Below are 23,276 nucleotides of genomic sequence, written 5' to 3'. Positions count from 1 at the left end.
CCTATGAAGTTTCCAGGAAGATTTACCAGCGGCTTTTTGCTGTTGTTCACAAGCTGTGCGGCGCTGGCGCAGAGCGAATTGGATGTCAGGGTCAAGCCCGCCAATGACGAGTTGAAGGCCAATGTGGAGGGTTACATTGGCAGTGTCGGCGATCGCGATGAAGAAGCCTTGCTGCGGTTCAGCCGGGGCGCCGAGGAGCAGGCGAAGAAAGCCGCCCAGGCCCTGGGCTACTACCAACCGCATATCCAGAGTGAGGTGCGTGGCGGTGACAAACCGCGCCTGACGTTGCGGATCGACCCCGGCGAACCGGTGCACCTGCGCAACGTGACAGTCCGGGTCGAAGGCCCGGCGGCCTCCCTCAAGTCGTTTCGCCTTCCCGACGGCGACCAGCTCAAGCCGGGTGCCGTGCTCAATCATGGCCATTACGAAGACGCCAAGCGCCTGATCCAGAACCAGGCTTCGCGCTATGGCTTTTTCAGCGGGCGCTTTACCCAGCAGAAACTGTCGGTGGACCCCCAGGCAGGTGTCGCGGACATCGACCTGGTCTATGACAGCGGCCCGCGCTACGCGCTGGGCAAGGTCAGCTTTAGCGGCGACTCCCTGTTCGATGAAGACCTGTTGCGGCGCATGGTGCCGTTCAAGGCCGGCGCGCCCTATGACTCCGAACTGATTGCCGAACTCAACCAGGCCCTGCAGTCGAGCGGCTACTTCGAGGGCGTGCGGGTGGACGCCGCGCCTACTGCCGCCGAGCACGAGGTGATTCCGGTGGCGGTCCAGCTGGAAACCCGCAAGCCCCGGACCATGGGCCTCGGCCTCGGCTATTCCACCGACGTGGGGCCGCGGGTCAAGGCCAACTGGACCCGGCACTGGGTCAACCCACAGGGCCACAGTTACGGCTGGGAGGCGGAAGTTTCTGCCCCGCGGCAGAACGTCGGCCTGTGGTACGACATTCCCCTGGACCCGCCTTTGACCGACAAGCTGCGGTTCGCCGGTGGTTACCAGAATGAAGAGATTGCCGGCACCGATACCCTGAGTAAGTTGCTCACCATCGGTCCCGAGTGGCACAGCAAGTTGCCCAGCGGCTGGCAGCGGGTGCTGTCGCTGAAGTATCAGCGAGAGGAATATCGCCTCGGGGACGACTCGGGCCTGAGTAATCTGCTGATGCCTGGCCTGACTTATTCCTACCTGCGCAGCGACAATCGCATCGACCCGCATAACGGCTATCGCATTCAGTTCGACACCAAGCTGGCCAAGGAAGGGGTCGGTTCCGACACCAACCTGCTGTATGGCACGGTGCTGCTCAAGGGCCTGACCACGGTCTGGGATAATCACCGCTTTCTCGGGCGAGTGCAGTTCGGTGGCAGTGCCACCAATGGCTACAAGTCGATTCCGCCGTCCTTGCGCTTCTTTGCCGGTGGCGACCAGAGCGTTCGGGGCTACGACTATCAGACCCTGTCACCGGAAAACTCCGAAGGCGATCGCATCGGCGGCCGCTACATGGTGGCCGGTAGCGTCGAGTACCAGTATTCGATCGCCGAGAAATGGCGGATCGCGACCTTTGTCGACCAGGGCAACTCTTTCAACAAGTTGGAGCTGCCTAACCTCAAGACCGGGGTGGGCGTCGGCGTACGCTGGGTTTCGCCAGTGGGACCGATCCGGGTCGACCTGGCCCACGCGATGAATGACGACGGCGGCATCCGCTTGCACTTTTCCATGGGGCCAGAGCTTTGAAGCGTGGTTTGAAGATAACGCTGCTGGCGATTGTTGCGCTGGTGATCCTGATCATTCTGGCCGTGGCCAGCGTACTCGGAACCCAGGCTGGCAGCCGCTGGGCCCTGGCGCGAGTGCCGGGGCTGACCCTGGACAATTTCGAGGGCCGCCTTGGCGGGCACTGGAGCGCCGATCATTTGCTCTGGCAACAGGAGGGCAACCGGGTCGAGCTCAACGCCGTGCAGTTCACCTGGTCGCCCGGCTGCCTGCTGCGCATGACCCTGTGCATCGAGCAGTTGGAAGCCGATCAGGTCAGCCTGCTGTTCCCTCCGAGCGGCGAAACCGAAACCAGTTCGGAGCCCATCAGCCTGCCGGAATTGAAGCAGCCGTTGGCCATCGAGTTGGGGCAAGTGCGTGTGGGCAGCCTGCTGTTCAATGGCAGTGAAGAACTCAAGACCCTGCAGCTGGCGGCGCACTGGACTGCCCAAGGCCTGCAGATCGACTCTTTGCACCTAAAGCGCGATGACCTGAGTCTGGACCTTTCCGGGCTGCTGCAACCCAGTGGCGACTGGCCCCTGACCGCCCAGGGCAACCTCGGCTTGCCCGCTCCCGGCGGTGGCCCCTGGTCCCTGGCGTTGAAGGTTGAAGGCGACCTGCTCAAGACTCTGCAGCTCAATGCCGACAGCAGTGGCTACCTGCAAGGGCAATTGAGCGGCCAGTTGCAGCCCCTGGTGGAGAACCTGCCGGCCCAGGTGCGCATCACTGCCGACGGGTTCAAGGCCAGCGCCGATCTGCCGGACACCCTGCAACTGGATCAGCTGGAACTGACTGGCCAGGGCGACCTGAAAAGCGGCTACCAGCTCGCCGGCAAGGCCAGCCTGCCGGCGGAGCAGGGCCCGGTGGCCCTGTTGCTGCAAGGCAAGGTCGACGCCAAGGGCGCACAGATTGCCGCCCTGGACCTGAGCGCCAACGACAAGCAACACCTCAAGCTCAGTGGGCAACTGGACTGGAGCGAAGGTTTCGCCGCCGAGGCCAAGCTGGCCTGGCTGGACTTCCCCTGGCACCGCCTGTATCCGCTGATTGACGAGCCGGCGGTGCGGGTCCGCAGTTTTGATGCCGAAGTGGCTTACCGTGACGGTAACTACCTGGGCAACTTCAAGGGCGACCTGGACGGCCCGGCAGGCGCGTTCAGCCTGAGCAGCCCGTTCAGCGGCGACCTGACGAAAATCTATCTACCGCAGTTCAAGCTGGCGGCGGGCCAGGGCAAGGCCGAGGGCCACCTGAACCTGCAGTTCGCCGACGGCATTGCCTGGGATACCGCCCTGGATCTGTCGGCCATCAACCCCGCGTACTGGGTGGCGGAGCTGCCCGGAACCCTGGCCGGCCCCCTGCGCAGCCAGGGCGAAATGAAGAACCAGCAACTCAAGCTCAATGCCAACCTCGACCTCAAGGGACGCTTGCGTGGACAGCCGGCGGTTCTCCAGGCCAAGGCCGACGGAGCGGGCGAGCAATGGACCCTGGGCGCGCTGGACATCCGCCTGGGAGACAACCGGATCAACGGCTCCGGCAGCCTGCAACAGAAGATCGCCGGCCAGCTGGAGATCAAGATGCCGCGCCTGGGTCAGCTCTGGCCCGAGTTGCGTGGGCAGCTCAACGGTCGGCTGGACCTGGCCGGCACCCTCAAGGCGCCACAGGGCAAGCTGGACCTGGCCGGGCAGCAACTGGCCTTTGCCGAAAACCGCCTGCAGAACCTCAAGTTGGACGCCACTCTGGATGGTGCGCAAAAGGCCCAGGTGGACCTCAAGGGCAGCGGGATTCAACTGGGCGACACGCAGTTGGGGACCCTGACCCTGGCCGGCCAGGGCGACATCAAGAAACAGAAACTGCAACTGGACCTGCAAGGGCCGCTGTTGAAACTGGCCCTGGGCCTGGATGGCGTCCTGGACCAGGGCAACTGGCGCGGGCGCCTGGCCAGCGGTGATGTACAGACCGGCGGCCAGGACTGGAAGCTGCAGAACCCGGCCCGGCTTGAGCGGCTGGCCAACGGCACGCTGAACTTCGCTGCCCACTGCTGGGCCAGCGGCGATGCCAGCCTGTGCGGTGAAGACCAGCGGCTGATGCCGGACCCGAAACTGCGTTATCACCTCAAGCGTTTTCCCCTCGACAGCCTGGCGCAGTGGCTGCCCAAGGATTTCGCCTGGAAGGGCATGCTCAATGCCGATGTGCAACTGGACTTGCCGGCCAGCGGGCCCCAGGGCCAGATCATGCTGGACGCCAGCGGTGGCACCCTGCGGGTCAAGGAAAAGGACCAGTGGCTGGATTTCCCCTATCAGGCGTTGAAGCTCAATACCCGCCTCACCCCGCGGCGCATCGACACACAGTTGCAGTTCGACGGCGGCAAACTGGGTGAGCTGATGCTCCAGGCGCAGATCAATCCGTTGCCGAAAAGCAAACCGCTGTCCGGTGATTTCCGCCTCAGTGGCCTGGATCTGTCCGTGGCGCGGCCGTTCGTGCCCATGGTGGAAAAGCTCAGCGGCAGCCTCAATGGCAGCGGTCGTTTGTCTGGCGGCCTGCTGGCGCCTCAGGTCAACGGCAACGTGCAGTTGTCCGGGGGCGAGGTGTCCGGCTCCGAGTTGCCCATCAGCCTTGAAGACCTGCAACTGAGCGCGCAGATCGCTGGCGAGAGCGTGCAGCTCAACGGCGGCTGGAAAAGCGGCAAGGCCGGGCAGGGCAGCCTCAATGGCAACATCACTTGGGGCCGGGCGCTATTGGTGGACCTGAGCCTCAAGGGCACCCAACTGCCGGTGACGGTGGAGCCCTATGCAGCGCTGGAGGTGGCGCCGGACCTGAAGATCTCGCTGCAGGAAGAAAAGCTGGCGATTGCCGGCAAGGTGCTGATCCCCAAGGGCCAGATCACCGTGCGCGAATTGCCGCCCTCGACGGTCAAGGTCTCCGACGACACGGTGATCGTCGGCCAGCAGACCGACGACGGCAAAAAGCCCATGGCCATGGCCATGAACATCGATGTGGAGGTGGGCCAGGACAAGCTGGCCTTCAGCGGTTTCGGCCTGACTGCCAACCTGCAGGGGCACGTGCACATTGGTGACAACATGGATACCCGCGGTGAGCTGTGGCTCAACGACGGCCGCTATCGGGCCTACGGCCAGCGCTTGACCGTGCGTCGTGCGCGGCTGCTGTTTGCCGGCCCCATCGACCAGCCTTACCTGGACATCGAGGCCGTGCGCCAGACTGACGACGTGATTGCCGGCATCCGCCTGAGTGGCAGCGCCGAGCAACCGGCGACGCAGATCTTCTCGGAGCCGGCCATGAGCCAGGAACAGGCGCTGTCCTATCTGGTTCTGGGGCGCCCGCTGACGTCCACCGGTGAAGACAACAACATGCTGGCCCAGGCGGCTCTCGGGCTGGGGCTGATGGGCAGCTCGGAACTGACCGGCGGCATTGCCAAGAACCTGGGCATTCAGGACTTCCAACTCGATACCCAGGGCAGCGGCAACAACACCAGCGTGGTGGCCAGCGGCGCCATTTCCGAAAGGCTCAGCCTGCGCTATGGCGTCGGGGTCTTTGAGCCGGCCAGTACCATCGCTCTGCGTTACAAGCTGAGCAAGAAGGTCTATCTGGAAGCGGCGAGCGGTTTCGCCAGCTCCCTGGATATCTTTTACAAGCGCGATTTCTGAGGAATCAGGGGCGGCACACCAGTGTCGCCCGCTCATAGTTCAGCGCCTTGTTGCGTTCGGGCAACGCATAAGGCGCTTCACAGCGCTGGCCCTGCCAGTTGATGGTCAGGGTACCGGCGTCGGCTTCAACCAGCGCCAGAGCCTTGCCACCAGGGTCAGAGATCGCCAACTGTTTGCCGGCGCTGTCTTCGAGCGACGCGCCAAACGGAATCGGCTGGTGTCGAGCGTCGAACAGCGCGAACTGCACTCGCCGTCCGGTCTTGCTGGTGTAACGCGCCAGCACCACGGCACCACGACGTGGCACCACTTGCCGGGTTGCGCTGTCGATCTCGATATCGGCGCCCAGGTCTCGAGTGTCGAGGTTGATCCAGTTCACGCGATAGGGCTGCGCATTGGGGACCACGGCGAAGCCGTTGCTGCCGGTCCTGGCTCCGGAGAAGCTGCCGATTTTCACCCCTTCCACGCCTTCGACCTGCGCCAGCGCGAACGTCTCGCCCACGGTCTGTCCCAGGTTGATCCCGCCGCCATGGCCGACGATCGAGCCTGACAGGTTAAGGTTTTGCGAGTTGTAGCCGCGCCCCTGGCTGTAGCCGGCACTGATATCCATTACCGAGGTGCGGGTACTGAGGTTGACCGAGCCTGAGCTGCCTCCAGTGCTGCTGTTGCCGGCTTGCACCGAGTAATAGGTGTCGCTGTCTTGCGACAGATAGCCGTTGATGCCCATTTGCGTGGTGTCGCCGGACTTCTGCGTGCTGGCCGAGATGAAGGCGCGGGGTGCACGAGGCTTGGAGCCCAGCGGGAACGATACGGACAGGTTCACCAGCGTGTCATTGTTCGCCGGCCCGTAGTTGCCGACATCCTTGGAGTAGGTGGCGCCGAGGTTGTAGCTCACATCGCCCCAATAGTTGCTGTAACCCGCCGACAGGCTTTGCGAACCACCGCGTCCCCAGTAACGCTGGTCGCTGGCGTTGATGTAGATGCTGCCGTATCGCTGGTTTCGGCCCAGGCTCTGGTTGACGGTCAGGTCGGTACGGGTTTTCGAGTTGCCGATACGCTTCTGGCCGTCGTTGCTCAGTTCCTCGACGTGCTCGGTGAGGGTGCGATAGCCCTCGGTCGAGTAGCGATAGGCGGCGAGGGTGAAGTTGGTGTCGGTGCCGGTGAACGTCTTCGCATACAGGGCGCGCAGGCTGTTGCCGGTGATGGTTGCGCCGAAAGTGCTGCTCATGGAGTGGGTCAAGTCCAGTGAGACGGCACCGATAGTCGTATTGCGGCCAGCTCCGACGGACAGCGCCTTGAAGTTTTCCGAGGCCTGCACCCCGATGATCCCGGACAAGTTACTGCTGATGCCGTACGCCAGGGTGCTGCTGACAAATTGCGGTGACTTCTGGTCATCGCTGTTGCTGTTGTACTGGCCGGCCGAGACGCTGTACTTCAACTGGCCCTCACGGACCATGATCGGCAGGCTGGAAAATGCCTGCACCGTCACCCGGCGGCGACCATCGGCTTCGATAATCGTCACTTCCAGGTCGCCGTTGGAGCCGCTGGGGTAGATATCGCTGATCTCGAACGGCCCCGGCGGCACATTGGCGGTGTAGAGAAGGTAGCTGTCCTGGCGGATCTCCACGGTGGCGCTGGACTGCGCAATGCCCCGAATGATCGGCGCATAACCGCGCTCGCTGTCGGCACGCATGCCGTCGTCGGACGCTAGCTTCAGGCCGCGATAGCGCACGCTGTCGAACAGGTCGGCATCTGAAAAGATATCCCCGGCGCTGAACTGGCCTTTCAGGGCAGTCACGTCATGTTGCAGATAGCTGCGGTTACTTTTGAATGTACTAGGGCGGCCGGTGCTGCTGCTGAAGTTCGATTCGTTACGCAAGCGCCAGGCGCCGAGGTTGATGCCGTTGCGCAGGCCGACGTTGTTGGACAGGGTACTTTCACCCCGAGTGCCGTTGCGGCTGCTGCTCAATTGATAGTTGATGAACGCGGCGGGAACGCCTTCGTCCCACAGGGCCGGGTCGACATAACCACGTCGGCCACGCGCCATGGCGCTTTGCGGGACACTGACCATCAAGCGCAGGCGGGGCACGTCGTAACGCACGCTGGCGTGATCGATCAAGGCGGGCAGGTCCAGGCAGGTGTCGGGATCATCGCTGCCCAGTTTGCCGCTGGCCTGCAGCTTGCCGATGTCGACCCCCAATTGCTGCACCATCTCCAGAGTCAGGCAGGCCTCGATCTTGTTCGTGCCGGGAGAACGACGAAAATCGATGTCGCGGCGCCCGACCAGCGTCTCGTTGCCGTACAGGTCCACCCGATAGATGCCGGGCAGCACGCGGCTGCTGGCGAGCAGTGATTGCAGATCGACAGAAGACGTTGCGCCTTGCAGAAACGAGGTATTGAACTGTTCTTCGTCATCGGCAAGGCAGGTGCAGCTGAAAACCAGGGCAATCGAAAACGGCGCCCATCCGTCGCGCTTGAGTAAAAACATTCAGGAACCCTATATCACCTCCGATACGAACTAACGGAGCGAAGAGAAATACAGTGGAAGTGCAGCCGTCACAGCGGCACGTAAGTTATGGGGTTTGTTTATTCAAACTGGCTCGGGTATCAGCACTGTTGGAAAGTTGCGCGCCATAACGATCTTGTGCGCCATAGTCATTAATACTGCTGAATGAAATGTGGGCTGTATTGGCGTTGTGAAGTTGTTTAAGGGGGAAGCTTTTTTGTTCGCCGGGGGCAATCATCATCGAATCGAAGGGGTGTTCACTGATGGTGCCGGATTGAAGTGTGATATTTGCAATCGACACGTGATACCGGCCTGGGTTATTCACCACCAACAAGCTCTTGCCGGCTTGTTCTGTCAGGCGCCAGGTCAGTTCGCTCGGTGCCAGATAGGCGTTGTTTTTCAGGCCTGCCGGGCGGAAGAACACCTTGATGCGCTGGCGCACGGCCAGTTGCAACGTGTTCTCGGATTTTGCCGCTTTAGGGATCTCTTGCACATTGAGCCACACCACCGACTCGCGGTCGGTCGGCATGCCCGCACCTTCGTAGATCACCCGCAATATTTGCTGCTCGTCGCCGCTGACGCGCACCAGGGGCGGCGTCACAGCAAAGGGTACGGCTGCGGTTTCGCTGGAGTCGGTGTCGATCCACGACTGGATCAACACATCTTCACCGCTGTTACGCACGGTGATTCCGGCCTCCTTGTGCTGGCCGTCGAAAATCAGACGGGTGCTGCTCAAGGAAATTCCGGCCATGGCCTGATTGACCGCGAACAGGCCCAGCAGGCCTGCACATAAGGACAGTGAGTGACGATAAAACATGAGGGCTACCGCGCAAGTGAATGAGGATGCAGGGCCGAACGGCCCCGCACCAGGCTTGTGTGTTCGCGCGGGTTATTCGTATTGCAGCGTGAACGGCAGGGTGGCGTCGCCACGACCGGCAACAGCCAGTTTCGGATCGACGGTGGTTACGTAGGCTGCGGAGAATTTGAGGGTGGCGTTGCTGTCTTGCAGAGTGTTTTCGATTTTTGCGGTGCTCGGCGAGCTGAGGTCGATCACGGCGCCATTGGAATCAAGCAGCGCAATGCCGATACCTTTCGCAGCACCCAGGCCGTCGATCAGGCGAAGCACGTTGGTACCGGGCGCGAGACCCGAACCTGCGCCCGTGGTTGGTTCGAAGATCATTGCGACCTTGGTGCCGGCGTTGCAGTTGATCTTCATGCTGAAGTTTTCGACGTTCAGGGTGCCGTTGCCTTTAGGCGCGCTGGGAGTGCCCATGTCTTTGATCGACACTTCGCCCATGTCGATCGCAATGGTTTTACCCTTGCCAGCGCCCTCAACGGAGCAGGCATCGTTGTTGATGGTACCGGTGAAGTTGATAGTGCCACTACCGGCCTTGACGGGGTCATCTGCCAGGGCGTTGCCAGTGGCGGCGATGATCGAAAGGGCGAGAAGTGCGCGAGTTAGCTTTTTCATGTTGTTTTCCAATGGTTAGGTTTAAAACAACAACACGATATAACGCGAATTTTTGGTGGTACATCAGACGATTCCTAGAAGTTGATTGCAATTGGAATGTAGTTGTCTGTTAGTTTGAGTTGGTTGTTGTGTATGGTAATTCAAGTTTTTATAGTTGCTGTTGACTTCAAGTTTGCTCGTGGCGAACATCTTTTGAATGCTTGTTATCTTTGCGCTCTCAAGTCAGTCGTCTCTGACTCCCTCTCCCGGAATAAATAAACGCACTATTTTATTTTCCTTTAGCAACAGGTGAGTAAAGCGCTGTTAGCACCAGCACGTTGGGGAGGTGCCGCGTCAGGTATTCCATCAGTGCGAAAGCATTGGCCACGCTCAACCCGCTCTCGTACCCCACCGGGACGATGGGGTGGTCATCGGCAATGGCAACCTTGAGGGTTTCCATGGCTGATTATCCGCGTTGAAATTATTCAAGGGTGCCCAGCAGGTCTTTCAATCGAGCCAGATTCTGGCGTACCTCCAGGTCCAGGGCGTGGGTCAAGCTCAGGCCGTTCAGGCGGCACTCCAGCTCGACGAAGGTTGTGGCCAGTTCTTCGAGCTGTACCGCACCCAATGCACCGGCCATGCTGTGCAGCTGTTGCGCCACGCGATGGGCATCGGCGTTGTCCAATGCCGTCAGCGTGGTCTGCATGTCCTGGCGCAGCGTCGTGACAAAGAGTTCGCGCATTTTCGGTGACAGCTTTAGAGGGGCAACGCTGGTCGCCGGCAGGGCGATTTTGCAATGTCTTTCCAGGTGCGCGCGCAGGGTGGCGAGGTTCAGTGGCTTGACCATCCAGGCGTTCATGCCGACGTCGGCGCAGCGCTCGCCTTCTTCGCGCAAGGCGTTGGCGGTGACGCCGATAATCGGCAGCGTCTGATCCTGAAGCCGTAACGCCGTGGCCAATTGGTAGCCGTTCATGACCGGCATGTTGACGTCGGTCAGCAGCAGATCGAAGCGTCCGGGCGACCACTGCGCCAGGGCCAGCTCGCCATTGGCCGCGACGACCACCGAGCAGCCCAGCACTTCCAGTTGCTCCTTGATGATCGCCGAGTTGATCACATTGTCTTCCGCCACCAGCACTTGCAGATTCAACTGCCGGGGCTTTTCCGGCGACGAAGGTTGGCTGTCGGCGCTGACGCCGTGCTGGGCCTGGTAAATCGCCCAGGCGATCGCGCGGACATCATGGGCGTCGACTTCTCGGTCGGTACCGCGCAATTGCGCAGGGTTGGGGCCATCCGCCCTGGCGACGACCTTCGGACCGGGCCAGGCCGCGGTATCGGCCAGGGGGGAAAGCTCTACCAGCAGTGCCGATGACACCGGTGTATCGGGCCTCAGCGGGCGGCAGTCGAGGCCAAAACGGTTGAGCCAGGCGATCAGGTGTTGTGCCTGCTCAGTGACCTGCGCACGCACATAGACGGTGCTGCTGCCGGGGTTGAACACAGGGCAACCGGCCAGCTCACCGGGTGCGTGTTCCAGTGCGAGTTGAAGGGTGAAACTGCTGCCGAGCCCGGGCTCGCTGACTAGGTTCAACTGGCCCGCCATCAACTCGCACAGCCATTTGCAAATGGCCAGTCCCAATCCGGCACCGGCCTGTTCAGTGGCATCGTTGACCTGATAGAAAGGGTCGAACAGTTGTTGCTGTTGCGCCAGGGAAATTCCTCCTCCCGAATCGCTGACCTGCCACTGCACGTGGGCGCGGCCATCGTCGCTTTCCAGCAACTGAACCCGCAGCACCACGCGACCGTTATCGGTGAACTTGATGGCGTTGCTCAGCAGGTTGTTGAGGATCTGGCGAATCCGTATCGGGTCACCGCGCAACCGGTCCGGCAGCGCCGGGTCGATGCAGGCATAGAGCAGCAGGCCCTTGGATCGGGCGAAGGCGCTGTAGGTGCGCACGGTGTCTTCGGTCAGTTGCAGCGGGCAGAAATCCTGAAGTTCGAGGGTCATCTGTCCGGCTTCGATTTTCGACACATCCAGCACATCGCTGATCAGTTGGAACAACGTGGCGGAGGAGCGCTGGATGGTGTGCAGGTAATCCTGCTGGCGCGGGGCGAGCGAGGTCAGGCCGAGCAGCTCCAGAGTTCCCAGCACGCCGTACAGGGGAGTGCGGATCTCGTGGCTCATGGTAGCGAGGAAGCGGCTCTTGGCCTGGTTTGCCGAGTCGGCGGCCTGGCGCGCTTCTTCCAGCGCCGCCGCATCTTCGACATGCCGGGTCACGTCATGCAACGCACATAACCAGGCGTCCTGGCCCTGATAGCGGGTGGGCACAAAGGCGACGTGCAGGTGGCGCCCATTGATTTCAAGATCGGCGTGACCGGGGCCCGTAAGGGGTGTGAGCAAGCTCATCAGTTGGCCGTTATCGTGCCATTGCTGGGCGCGCTGGTTTTCCAGCAGTACGTGGTGATCGCTGCGGCGAATCACGCACAGGCCGGTCGGCGCCGTATCTATCACCGTGCGGCTGAACGCCTCGCTTTCGGCAATGCTGGCGTGCGCCCTCTGCGCGGGCAGGATGACCCGGGCCTGGTACCAGCGATTGACCGCCCGACTGCAACCGAGTAGCGCAAGCGCCAGAGCAACCAGGCACAGCAATGGCCACAGCGCGTAGTCGAGGAAACTGCGCAGGCTGATGACGTAGATCGCCGTCCAGTGTTGCTCCCCGGGGCTGCTCAGTTTGAACACCAGGCCGTCGCGGTTGAAATTCACCCCTTCATCCAGCACCTGGCCGGGTTTCAGAGCACCGGTCAATACCACGCCACGGGGGGTGATCAAGGTGAAGTCATCGTAGATCGACCACTGCATCAGCCGTTCGATGTTGTTGACCTGGGACAGGTTCATCAGCGAGCCCAGTACCACCCAGGTATCGGCGCCCTCGACGGTCAATGCGGTTTTCGCCAGGTTGATACTCACGTAAGCCAGCAGGGTGGGCGCGCTCTTGTCGTCCTCGGAAGAGACATAGGGTTCCCAGCGCACCTGAAGATCTGGCAATGGCGAGTTGTGCCCGCGCAGGCGTTTGTTCACCTGGGTCATCACATCGACTAGATGGCCCGTCTGCATCGGTAACTGCCCCGTACCGCGCAAACGCCCGACGGAGGGTACGGCCAGGTCAAAATTGTCGGGGCCATTGATCAGGACAACCTGCGGAGACTGATAGTGCGAGGCCGACCAGAACGCGCTGTAATAGGCCGCCAGATGGGTACCCAGCGCAAAGATTTTCGGGTATTGGCTGGGGGCAATCCTGTCCGTATTGATCTTCAAGCTATAGGGCAGCGAAAACGGCAGGCCGCGGCCTTCGTAAATGTTCGGCCCTTCATCGGGCAGGGGTTTTTTTGAGTAGGGCGGCAACATGGCATTGGGCAGCCGTTCGCCCTTGGCGCTTTCCCGGGCAATATCCTGCAGGAACACTTCCTGTTCGTGGACATTCTCCATCAGCCGGGCAAAGTGAAATTGCAAGGTTTCGCGCCGCTCTTCGATCATGCGCGTCACCCCCACATAGCTGATGCCCAGCAACAGCAGCACCAGGGCGCCGAGCACCAGCAGGCTCTTGTTCAGGCGCGATGAACTGCTGGCGAGTTTCTCCAGAAAGGCGTTGGGATGTGGCATTAGAGGGCCTGGGCAGCAGTGATGGGAGAGCCGTTGGACACAGTGACCTCGATGGCAAGTGACGGGTATCAACACCCGCTTGCCAATCCGTACGCGTTTGCCGGCCCGTCATGGGACAGCAACTGCCGGAATTGATCCGAAGACATGGCGTGAAAGATCAGGAAATCCTGAATCTGAGTGCAGTCGATTTTATGCAACAGATCAAGTTCTTGCGCGGTCTCCAAGCTTCCCGTCATCACCGTTAGACCCGACGGGTGACCGAGCCGAGCAATGCAGGTCGGCGCCTACGCCAGTCCTCGTTGGCGTTGCAGTCGTGCACCTGTATGCGCTCCATCTTCAATTCGCTGAAGGAGGGTGATACCGGGGGCACGTGCGAGCCATAGCCTTTGTCGAAGTCATCGTGGAATAGGCCAACCCCGATGATTCACAGGCAGCAGGCAGAGGGATGGAAACGACCCGTCGCCAGCAGGTTGGCGATGACGCTCGCCTGTTCAACATAAAGACCCAGTCCATTGGTCAACTAATTACAAAGCAACCTAACTATTGCGTTGACATTCGCTGCCTAGGCAGTAACATCTCGACATATATTCACTGCCTAGGCAGTTATTAGGTGAGCACATGAAGCATTTCACCCCGGACGAATTCAAAACCTGCCATCTCGGCCTGTTGCTGGGCCGCGCCGCACTGCTCAAGGACCGGATCATCGACACCCACATGGAACCCCACGGCATCACTGCCGCGCAGTTCAAAGTGTTGATCATCATGGCCCAGTTCGGCGTCGATACCCCGGCCGAGCTGTGCCGGCACCTGTCGCTGGACAGCGGTTCGATGACACGCATGCTCGATCGTCTGGAGCAGAAGGGCTTCCTGGCTCGCCAACGCAGCGAAGGTGATCGCCGCCAAGTGCAACTGACCCTGACCGAACAGGGCCAGCAGTTGACGGATCGGCTGCCGCAGATCGGCGCCGACGCGATGAATGAACTGGCTGGCGCGATCTCCCCGGACGAGTTGAAGACCCTGGAATACATCCTCAAGAAAATCCTGCTGGCCGCCGGTGACCCGATCACCATCCAGCGCTTAGGTGAACACAATGAGCAGTAAGACCTTGCGCAGCAGCCTGACGCTGGTGCTGTCGGCGATGATCCTTGCCGGATGCGCCAATTACAGCGGCCTCGATACCCAAGGCAAAAATCTCGACGCGAAAAGCCTGAAGGCCGGCCAATCCCTCAACGGTGTGACCCTGTCGCCTGCGGCATGGCCGAAAAGCGACTGGTGGACCAGCCTTGGCGATCCACAGCTCGACGGTCTGATCCGCGAAGCCCTGCGCGACAGTCCGGACATGCAGATCGCCGCCGCCCGTGCCCATCAGGCCAGCGCCGCCGCGTATGCCGCCGATGCCGAACGCTATCCGACCCTCGACGCCAGCGCCGGCATCAGCCGTTCGCGCCTGGCCAAGGATCAGGATCCGCTGGGGCAGGGCGATGCCTACGCCACCGTGCGTAACATCAGCGCCGGCTTCAATTACAACTTCGACCTGTGGGGCGGCCAGCGTGATGCCTGGGAAGCCGCACTCGGCCAGGCTCGTGCTGCTGAAGTCGACCGTCAGGCCGCGCAATTGACCCTCGCCGCCGATGTGGCCCGGGCCTACAGCGATCTGGGGCAGGCGCACATCGTCTATGACCTGGCCAGCGACGATCTCAAGCGCACCAGGCAAATGCTCGATCTGAGCCAGCGTCGCTTGAGCGCCGGGATCGACAGCCAGTACCAGCTCCAGCAAACCCAGAGCCTGGAAGCCAGTTCCGAAGCCAGCCTGATCGACGCCGAAAAACGCCTGAGCAGTGCGAAAATCGCCCTGGCCGTGCTGCTCGGCAAAGGCCCGGATCGCGGCAGTGAAATCGCCCGGCCCAAAGTATTGCAAGCCAGCGCCGTGGCAGTGCCCTCGGTTCTTCCGGCAGAGCTGCTTGGCCGCCGCCCGGACCTGGTTGCCGCCCGCTGGCGTGTAGAGGCCGCGAGCAAAGACATCGATTCGGCGAAAACCCGCTTCTATCCCAACCTGAACCTTACGGCGTCCGCCGGTGCCGAATCCTTGTTGGGTGACGCAATGTTTGGTTCGGCCAGTCGCTTCTTCAGCATCGCCCCGACCATTTCGCTGCCGATCTTCGATGGCGGGCGCCTGCGCGCCAACCTCGATTCGCGTGACGCCGATTACGATCTGGCGGTGGCGCAGTACAACAAAAGCCTGGTGAAAGCGCTGGGTGATGTCAGCGACACGATCAACCAGTTGCGTGACATCGGCCGGCAAATCGGCGCGCAACAGCACGCCACCGATATTGCTCAGGATTCCTATAACACCGTGGTCCAGCGTTACGGTTCCGGCATCGGCAACTACCTGGACGTGCTCAGCATCGAGCAGCAACTGCTGCAGGCCCAACGTCAGTTGGCCAACCTCAATGCCGAGCAGATCGATCTGTCGATTCAACTGATGCAAGCGCTGGGCGGGGGCTTTCAGGGCGAGACCCTGAGCGCAGCCAACGCCATTCCAGCCACGCCGCACAACTAATTCAGGTATTTGTCATGGCCACTGCCGAAAACACCCAAGCTCAAGACAACTCGCAAGACACCGGCAATCCGCGCAAGCGCAAAGTGATGCTGCTGGTGCTGGCCATTGTTGTAGCCCTCACCGGTGCTGGTGTCTGGGCTTATCACGAATTCATCGGGCGCTGGAATGAGAGCACCGATGACGCCTACGTCAACGGCAACGTCGTTGAAATCACTCCGCTGGTGACCGGTACCGTGGTCAGCATCGGCGCCGACGATGGTGACCTGGTCCACGAAGGTCAGGTGCTGATCAACTTCGACCCCAACGATGCCGAAGTCGGTCTGCAAAGTGCCCAGGCGAAACTGGCGCGTACCGTGCGTCAGGTTCGCGGCCTGTACAGCAATGTCGACGGCATGAAAGCCCAGGTCAACGCGCAACAGGCCGAAGTGCAGAAGGCTCAGGACAACTTCAACCGCCGGAAAAACCTTGCCGCTGGCGGCGCGATTTCCCAGGAAGAACTGTCCCACGCCCGCGACGACCTGACCTCGGCGCAAAACGCCCTGGCCAACGCCAAGCAGCAGTTGAAAACCACCAGTGCGCTGGTCGATGACACCGTGGTCTCGTCGCACCCGGACGTGATGTCGGCGGCTGCGGATCTGCGCCAGGCCTACCTGACCAATGCGCGCAGCACCCTGATCGCGCCGGTCACCGGTTACGTTGCCAAACGCACCGTGCAGCTGGGCCAGCGAGTGCAACCAGGTACGGCGTTGATGGCGGTGATCCCGCTGGATCAACTGTGGATCGATGCCAACTTCAAGGAAACCCAACTGCGTGATATGCGCATCGGCCAGCCCGTGGACATCGAGTCCGACATCTACGGCAGCAGCGTGAAATACAGTGGCACCGTCGACAGCCTCGGCGCCGGCACCGGCAGCGCGTTTGCTCTGTTGCCCGCGCAAAACGCCACCGGCAACTGGATCAAGATCGTGCAGCGTGTGCCGGTGCGGATTCACATCAATGCCGAAGAGCTGGCCAAGCACCCACTGCGGGTTGGGCTGTCGACCAATGTTGAAGTGAACCTGCATGACCAGAGCGGCCCGGTACTGGCGCAGCAACCGCAGCAAAAGGCCTCGTTCAGCACCAACGTCTACGACCGGCAGTTGGCCGAAGCCGATGCGATGATCGCTCAGCTGATCCATGACAACAGCGCTGTGGTCAGCAAAACCGCGCAACGCTGATTCGCCACTGACCCTGTGGGTGCGAGCATGCTCGCCCCACAGGGGCGCAGCGCCACCCCGGTTCCAAAGGATTCGCGATGAGCAATAACGCTTCTTTCACGCCGCCCAGCCTGTTGCTCAGCACCATCGGCCTGTCGCTGGCGACCTTCATGCAGGTGCTCGACACCACCATCGCCAACGTGGCGTTGCCGACCATTTCCGGCAACCTTGGTGTGAGTTCGGAGCAGGGCACGTGGGTGATTACCTCGTTCGCCGTGAGCAATGCGATTGCGTTGCCGCTGACCGGCTGGCTCAGCCGGCGCTTTGGCGAGGTAAAACTGTTTCTCTGGGCGACGATGCTGTTTGTGCTGGCCTCGTTTCTCTGCGGCATCTCGACCTCGATGCCTGAGCTGATCGGCTTTCGTGTGCTGCAAGGCCTGGTGGCCGGGCCGTTGTACCCGATGACGCAAACCCTGTTGATCGCCGTTTATCCACCCGCCAGGCGCGGCATGGCCCTGGCATTGCTGGCAATGGTCACGGTGGTGGCGCCGATTGCTGGTCCCATTCTTGGCGGCTGGATCACCGACAGTTACAGCTGGCCGTGGATTTTCTTCATCAACGTTCCGATCGGCATTTTTGCGGTGATGGTGGTGCGTTCGCAGCTGGCCAAGCGCCCGGTGGTCACCAGCCGTCAGCCGATGGACTACGTCGGGCTGATTTCGCTGGTCATTGGCGTCGGCGCGTTGCAGGTGATCCTCGACAAGGGCAATGACCTGGACTGGTTCGAGTCGAACTTCATCATCATTGGTGCGGCGATTTCGGTGATCGCGCTGGCGGTGTTCATCATCTGGGAAATGACCGACCAACATCCGGTCGTCAACCTGCGGCTGTTCGCGCACCGCAACTTCCGCATTGGCACGATAGTGCTGGTGCTGGGCTACGCCGGGTTCTTCGGTATTAACCTGATCCTGCCGCAATGGTTGCAGACCCAGATGGGCTACACCGCGACATGGGCAGGGCTGGCGGTGGCACCGATCGGCATCCTGCCGGTGCTGTTGTCACCCTTTGTCGGCAAGTACGCGAACAAGTTCGACCTGCGCCTGCTGGCCGGGCTGGCATTCCTGGCCATTGGCCTGAGCTGCTTCATGCGTGCCGGTTTCACCAATGAAGTGGACTTCCAGCACATCGCCCTGGTGCAACTGTTCATGGGCATCGGCGTGGCGCTGTTCTTCATGCCGACCCTGAGCATCCTGATGTCCGACCTGCCACCGCACCAGATCGCCGACGGCGCTGGCCTGGCAACCTTCCTGCGGACTCTGGGGGGCAGTTTTGCGGCGTCGCTGACCACCTGGATCTGGATTCGCCGGGCAGACCAGCATCACGCTTACATGAGCGAAAGCATGAGCATCTTCGACCCGGTCACCCGGGATGCGCTGAACAATCTCGGAGGCGCGAGCACCAAGGCTTACGCGCAACTGGATCAAGTCCTGACCAGCCAGGCATACATGCTCTCGACCGTGGACTACTTCACCTTGCTGGGCTGGGGCTTCATGGGCCTGATTCTGCTGGTCTGGCTGGCCAAGCCGCCATTCGCTGCCAAGGCCGGCCCAGCCGCGGCGGGGCATTGATGCCTTTCGTCGCAGGCGCTGGCGTCCGAAAGGGTCATGCAAGGCTTGCTGGCCCCTTCGCCGGCAAGCCGGCTCCTACGGTAGGGCATCTGTTGTAGGAGCGGGCTTGCCAGGGAAGGCGCCCGACAGGGCCATGCAAGGCTTGCTGTTCCCTTCGCCGGCAAGCCGGCTCCTACGGCAGCGAGGGCGTCCGTTCAGGGCGAACCGGGCAGCGCCAGTTGCGTCGGTACGAAATCGAACGCCGCCAGTTGGAAACCCTGCTCATCCACCTGCAGCGCCCAGCCCTGACGGTCCCAGTCCCCCAGCACAATGCGCTTGGCGGCTTGTTCGCCGATCTGCAGCTTGTGGATCGCCGGGCGATGGGTGTGGCCGTGAACCAGGGTGCGCACCCCGTGTTCCTGCATGACCTGCGGTACCTGGTCCGGGGTCACATCGACAATGTCGTTGGCCTTCATGCGGGTCTGGGCCCGGCTTTCGTTGCGCAGCTTGCGCGCCAGCTTGCGCCGGGTGCCCAGGGGCAGGTGGCGCAGAATCCACAGGCTCAGCGGGTTGCGCAGGTAGCGGCGCATACGCATGTAGGCTTCGTCACGGGTGCACAGGCTGTCACCGTGCATCAGCAATACCGGCTCGCCGTAGAAGTCGACGACGCTGGGATCCTTGAGCAGGGTGGCGCCGGCCGCCTTGCAGAAGGCCTTGCCGAGCATGAAGTCGCGATTGCCATGCATCAGGAAGATCTGCGTGCCGCTGTCGCTGAGCTCGCGCAATGCCTGGCAAATGGAAAGCTGGTAGGGGGTCATGGCATCGTCGCCGATCCATACCTCGAAAAAGTCCCCGAGGATGTACAGCGCCTCGGCGGCGCGGGCGCGCCCACCGAGTAATTCCAGAAACGCCCGGGTGATGTCCGGGCGCTCCTCTTCCAGATGCAGATCTGAAATCAGCAGTATCACTCAATGATCTCGGCTTTCTCGATGATCACGTCGTCTGCGGGTACGTCCTGGTGGCCGGACTTCATGGTGGTGGCCACGCCCTTGATCTTGTCGACCACCTCGGTGCCGGCGATCACTTTGCCGAATACGGCGTAGCCCCAGCCCTGCACGGTCTTGCCGCTGTGGTTGAGGAAGCTGTTGTCGGCAACGTTGATGAAGAACTGCGCGGAAGCCGAATGCGGCTCCATGGTGCGGGCCATGGCAACGGTGTACTTGTCGTTGGAAAGGCCGTTGTCAGCTTCGTTCTGGATGCTTGGACGCTTGTCTTTCTTTTCTTTCATGCCAGGTTCGAAGCCGCCGCCCTGGATCATGAAGTTACCGATGACGCGGTGAAAAACGGTGTTTTCATAGTGACCGGCTTTCACGTATTCGACGAAGTTGGCCACGGTCAACGGGGCTTTCTCGGCGTTCAGTTCCAGCACGATCTCGCCGTGGTTGGTGGTCAGTTTGACTTGGGTCATGGTCGGTACTCTTTATAAGGAGAAGCGTTTTCAAGAAAATCCTGGGTATCGGGACGCGTGGGCAGCCCGGACCGGTTTGGCCATCTTGCAGCCAAGGAGCGCAGTTTAGCGTGACAGCCACGAATTTCGAGGCTGTTTTTTCACCGGCCTGCCATTAATAGCCGCAGTTTTAAAGCTGCGCTCTGTCAGGCACTTGACAGCATCGGCTATGATATCCGTTTTGATTTGTCAGGCCGCACCCGGCCACGCACTTGTACGTTCAAGGATCCTATGAGCAAGCCCACTGTCGACCCTACCTCGAATTCCAAGACTGGACCGGCCGTACCGGTCAACTTCCTGCGCCCGATCATCCAGGCGGACCTGGACTCGGGTAAGCACACACAGATCGTGACCCGCTTCCCTCCGGAGCCCAATGGTTACCTGCACATCGGTCACGCCAAGTCGATCTGCGTGAACTTCGGTCTGGCCCAGGAATTCGGTGGCGTCACGCACCTGCGTTTCGACGACACCAACCCGGCCAAGGAAGACCAGGAATACATCGACGCCATTGAAAGCGACGTCAAGTGGCTGGGTTTTGAGTGGTCCGGCGAAGTGCGTTATGCCTCGCAGTACTTCGACCAGTTGCACGACTGGGCCGTGGAACTGATCAAGGCGGGCAAGGCCTATGTCTGCGACCTGACCCCTGACCAGGCCAAGGAATACCGCGGCAGCCTCACCGAGCCAGGCAAGAACAGCCCGTTCCGCGATCGCTCGGTGGAAGAGAACCTGGACTGGTTCGCCCGCATGCGCGCTGGCGAGTTCCCGGACGGCGCCCGCGTGCTGCGGGCCAAGATCGACATGGCCTCGCCGAACATGAACCTGCGCGACCCGATCATGTATCGCATTCGCCACGCCCATCACCATCAGACTGGTGACAAGTGGTGCATCTACCCCAACTACGACTTCACCCACGGCCAGTCGGACGCCATCGAAGGCATCACCCACTCGATCTGCACCCTGGAGTTCGAAAGCCACCGTCCGCTGTACGAGTGGTTCCTCGAGCACCTGCCGGTGCCCGCGCACCCGCGTCAGTACGAGTTCAGCCGCCTGAACCTGAACTACACCATCACCAGCAAGCGCAAGCTCAAGCAACTGGTGGATGAGAAGCACGTCAATGGCTGGGACGATCCGCGCATGTCGACCCTGTCGGGCTTTCGTCGTCGTGGCTACACGCCGGCGTCGATCCGCAACTTCTGCGAGATGGTTGGCACCAACCGCTCCGACGGCGTGGTCGACTACGGCATGCTGGAATTCAGCATCCGCCAGGATCTGGACCAGAACGCACCCCGCGCCATGTGCGTGCTGCGTCCGTTGAAAGTCGTGATCACCAACTACCCGGAAGGCCAGGTCGAGAATCTCGAACTGCCGCGTCACCCTCAGAAAGAAGCGCTGGGCGTGCGCCAGCTGCCGTTCGCCCGTGAAATCTACATCGACCGTGACGACTTCATGGAAGAGCCGCCAAAGGGCTACAAGCGCCTGGAGCCTAACGGCGAAGTGCGCCTGCGTGGCAGCTACGTGATCCGTGCCGATGAAGCGATCAAGGACGCCGAGGGCAATGTCGTCGAGCTGCGTTGCTCCTACGACCCGGACACCCTGGGCAAGAACCCTGAAGGCCGCAAGGTCAAGGGCGTGATCCACTGGGTGCCGGCTGCCGCCAGCGTCGAGTGCGAAGTGCGTTTGTACGATCGTCTGTTCCGTTCTCCGAACCCGGAGAAGGCCGAGGACAGCGCGAGTTTCCTGGACAACATCAACCCTGACTCCCTGCAAGTGCTCACTGGTTGTCGTGCCGAACCCTCGCTGGGCAACGCACAGCCGGAAGACCGTTTCCAGTTCGAGCGCGAAGGCTACTTCTGCGCGGATATCAAGGACTCGAAACCAGGCGCTCCGGTATTCAACCGTACTGTGACCCTGCGCGACTCCTGGGGTCAGTGATTCAGTCAAGGAACTAACGTGCTAACGATCTACAACACGCTCACCAAGAGCAAAGAAGTCTTCAAGCCGCTGGATGGCAACAAGGTGCGCATGTACGTGTGCGGCATGACCGTGTACGACTACTGCCACCTGGGGCACGGCCGCAGCATGGTGGCCTTCGACCTGATTACCCGCTGGCTGCGTTTCAGCGGGTATGACTTGACCTATGTGCGCAACATCACGGATATCGACGACAAGATCATCAATCGTGCCAATGAGAACGGCGAGGCCTTCGAGGCCCTGACCGAGCGCATGATCGCGGCGATGCACGAGGACGAGGCGCGGCTGAACATCAAGAAGCCGGACATGGAACCGCGCGCCACCGACCATATCCCCGGCATGCACGCGATGATCCAGACCCTGATCGACAAGGGCTACGCCTACGCTCCGGGCAATGGCGACGTGTACTACCGCGTCGGCAAGTTCATGGGCTACGGCAAGCTGTCGCGCAAGAAGATCGAAGACCTGCGCATCGGCGCGCGGATCGAAGTCGACGAGTCGAAACAGGACCCGCTGGACTTCGTCCTGTGGAAAGCCGCCAAGCCGGGTGAGCCGAGCTGGCCATCGCCTTGGGGTGACGGGCGTCCGGGCTGGCACATCGAGTGCTCGGTGATGTCCACCTGCTGCCTGGGCGAGACCTTCGACATTCATGGCGGCGGCAGCGACCTGGAGTTCCCGCACCACGAGAACGAGATCGCCCAGAGCGAGGCGGCTACCGGCAAGACCTACGCCAACGCCTGGATGCACTGCGGCATGATCCGCATCAATGGCGAGAAGATGTCCAAGTCCTTGAACAACTTCTTCACCATTCGCGACGTGCTCGACAAGTACCATCCGGAAGTGGTGCGTTACCTGCTGGTGGCCAGCCACTACCGCAGCGCCATCAACTACTCGGAAGACAACCTCAAGGACGCCAAGGGCGCCCTGGAGCGTTTCTACCATGCACTCAAGGGCCTGCCGAAAGTGGCGCCGGCCGGTGGCGAAGCCTTCGTCGAGCGTTTCACCCAGGTGATGAACGACGACTTCGGTACTCCGGAAGCCTGTGCCGTGCTGTTCGAGATGGTGCGCGAGATCAACCGCCTGCGTGAGAGCGATATCGATGCGGCGGCCGGTCTGGCAGCCCGCTTGAAGGAACTGGCCAGTGTGCTGGGCGTGCTGCAACTGGAGGCCGACGACTTCCTGCAGGCCGGTGCCGAAGGTCGGGTCGATGCGGCAGAAGTCGAGGCGCTGATCCAGGCCCGCCTGGCGGCCCGTGCCAACAAGGATTGGGCAGAGTCCGATCGGATCCGCGACCAGATCACCGCCATGGGCGTGATCCTGGAAGACGGCAAGGGCGGTACGACCTGGCGCCTGGCTGACTGAGCCTGCGTTCGCTGCAACAAGAAACCCGCCTGGTGCGGGTTTTTTGTTGCCCTTCGAACA

Annotated in this window: 15 protein-coding genes; 8 read left to right on the top strand and 7 right to left on the bottom strand. The window is 61.4% G+C overall.

The genetic code is table 11. From position 1 onward, the window contains the following. Positions 1-3: 3 nt before the first annotated feature. Together AC07R1_RS09210 and AC07R1_RS09205 are read left to right on the top strand one after the other, a co-directional pair. Positions 4-1,731, top strand: a complete 1,728-nt coding sequence (locus AC07R1_RS09210; RefSeq protein ID WP_015636311.1) for an autotransporter assembly complex protein TamA — start codon at positions 4-6, stop codon at positions 1,729-1,731. Next, complete coding sequence (locus AC07R1_RS09205; protein ID WP_495110450.1) at positions 1,728-5,405, top strand: translocation/assembly module TamB domain-containing protein; 3,678 nt, start codon at positions 1,728-1,730, stop codon at positions 5,403-5,405. The genes AC07R1_RS09210 and AC07R1_RS09205 overlap by 4 nt, the downstream gene beginning before the upstream one ends. A gap of 4 nt (positions 5,406-5,409) precedes the next feature. Here AC07R1_RS09205 and AC07R1_RS09200 read toward each other — a convergent pair whose 3' ends face one another. The 5 genes from AC07R1_RS09200 to AC07R1_RS09180 form a co-directional block, all read right to left on the bottom strand. Continuing rightward, positions 5,410-7,890: a fimbria/pilus outer membrane usher protein gene (locus AC07R1_RS09200; RefSeq protein WP_495110449.1), complete on the bottom strand. Its 2,481-nt coding sequence runs from the start codon at positions 7,888-7,890 to the stop codon at positions 5,410-5,412. 85 nt (positions 7,891-7,975) lie between these two features. Next, positions 7,976-8,725, bottom strand: a complete 750-nt coding sequence (locus AC07R1_RS09195) for a fimbrial biogenesis chaperone (RefSeq protein ID WP_495110448.1) — start codon at positions 8,723-8,725, stop codon at positions 7,976-7,978. Between the two features lie 72 nt (positions 8,726-8,797). Next, complete coding sequence (locus tag AC07R1_RS09190; RefSeq protein ID WP_495110447.1) at positions 8,798-9,379, bottom strand: fimbrial protein; 582 nt, start codon at positions 9,377-9,379, stop codon at positions 8,798-8,800. A gap of 268 nt (positions 9,380-9,647) precedes the next feature. After that, positions 9,648-9,818, bottom strand: a complete 171-nt coding sequence (locus tag AC07R1_RS09185; protein WP_019092833.1) for a helix-turn-helix domain-containing protein — start codon at positions 9,816-9,818, stop codon at positions 9,648-9,650. Between the two features lie 21 nt (positions 9,819-9,839). Then, positions 9,840-13,013 carry a hybrid sensor histidine kinase/response regulator gene (locus AC07R1_RS09180; RefSeq protein ID WP_495110446.1) on the bottom strand — a complete coding sequence of 1,058 codons (3,174 nt, stop codon included), beginning with the start codon at positions 13,011-13,013 and terminating at the stop codon, positions 9,840-9,842. Between the two features lie 618 nt (positions 13,014-13,631). On the opposite strand from AC07R1_RS09180, the gene AC07R1_RS09175 reads away from it, so the two are divergent. The 4 genes from AC07R1_RS09175 (at position 13,632) to AC07R1_RS09160 (ending at position 18,397) form a co-directional block, all read left to right on the top strand. Then, positions 13,632-14,114: a MarR family winged helix-turn-helix transcriptional regulator gene (locus AC07R1_RS09175; RefSeq protein ID WP_011062206.1), complete on the top strand. Its 483-nt coding sequence runs from the start codon at positions 13,632-13,634 to the stop codon at positions 14,112-14,114. Continuing rightward, positions 14,104-15,573 (top strand): efflux transporter outer membrane subunit, encoded by a 1,470-nt coding sequence (locus AC07R1_RS09170; RefSeq protein ID WP_011062205.1) that lies wholly within the window; start codon positions 14,104-14,106, stop codon positions 15,571-15,573. Before AC07R1_RS09175 ends, AC07R1_RS09170 begins: the two co-directional genes overlap by 11 nt. A gap of 14 nt (positions 15,574-15,587) precedes the next feature. Next, entirely contained in the window at positions 15,588-16,790 is a 1,203-nt protein-coding gene (locus AC07R1_RS09165) for an HlyD family secretion protein (protein WP_011062204.1), read from the top strand. 77 nt (positions 16,791-16,867) lie between these two features. After that, positions 16,868-18,397, top strand: coding sequence for a DHA2 family efflux MFS transporter permease subunit (locus AC07R1_RS09160; protein ID WP_053152697.1), 1,530 nt, complete (start codon positions 16,868-16,870; stop codon positions 18,395-18,397). Positions 18,398-18,591: 194 nt separating this feature from the next. On the opposite strand, the gene AC07R1_RS09155 is transcribed toward AC07R1_RS09160, so the two are convergent. Both AC07R1_RS09155 and AC07R1_RS09150 read right to left on the bottom strand, forming a co-directional pair. Next, positions 18,592-19,344, bottom strand: a complete 753-nt coding sequence (locus AC07R1_RS09155) for a UDP-2,3-diacylglucosamine diphosphatase (protein ID WP_011062202.1) — start codon at positions 19,342-19,344, stop codon at positions 18,592-18,594. Further along, on the bottom strand, positions 19,341-19,844 hold the full coding sequence (locus tag AC07R1_RS09150; protein ID WP_011062201.1) for a peptidylprolyl isomerase: 504 nt from the start codon (positions 19,842-19,844) through the stop codon (positions 19,341-19,343). Before AC07R1_RS09150 ends, AC07R1_RS09155 begins: the two co-directional genes overlap by 4 nt. A gap of 270 nt (positions 19,845-20,114) precedes the next feature. On the opposite strand from AC07R1_RS09150, the gene AC07R1_RS09145 reads away from it, so the two are divergent. Together AC07R1_RS09145 and cysS are read left to right on the top strand one after the other, a co-directional pair. Beyond that, the gene (locus AC07R1_RS09145) at positions 20,115-21,815 is read left to right on the top strand and encodes a glutamine--tRNA ligase/YqeY domain fusion protein (RefSeq protein ID WP_495110445.1); all 1,701 of its coding nucleotides are present in this window, start codon (positions 20,115-20,117) and stop codon (positions 21,813-21,815) included. An 18-nt stretch (positions 21,816-21,833) separates the two neighbouring features. Continuing rightward, the gene (gene cysS / locus AC07R1_RS09140; RefSeq protein ID WP_053159449.1) at positions 21,834-23,216 is read left to right on the top strand and encodes a cysteine--tRNA ligase; all 1,383 of its coding nucleotides are present in this window, start codon (positions 21,834-21,836) and stop codon (positions 23,214-23,216) included. Positions 23,217-23,276: the final 60 nt, after the last annotated feature.

It is taken from the genome of Pseudomonas sp. GW821-FHT07F01 (assembly GCF_059418825.1).
Note: the sequence above shows the minus strand (reverse complement) of the source record. Positions and strands in the feature narration are given on the sequence as shown.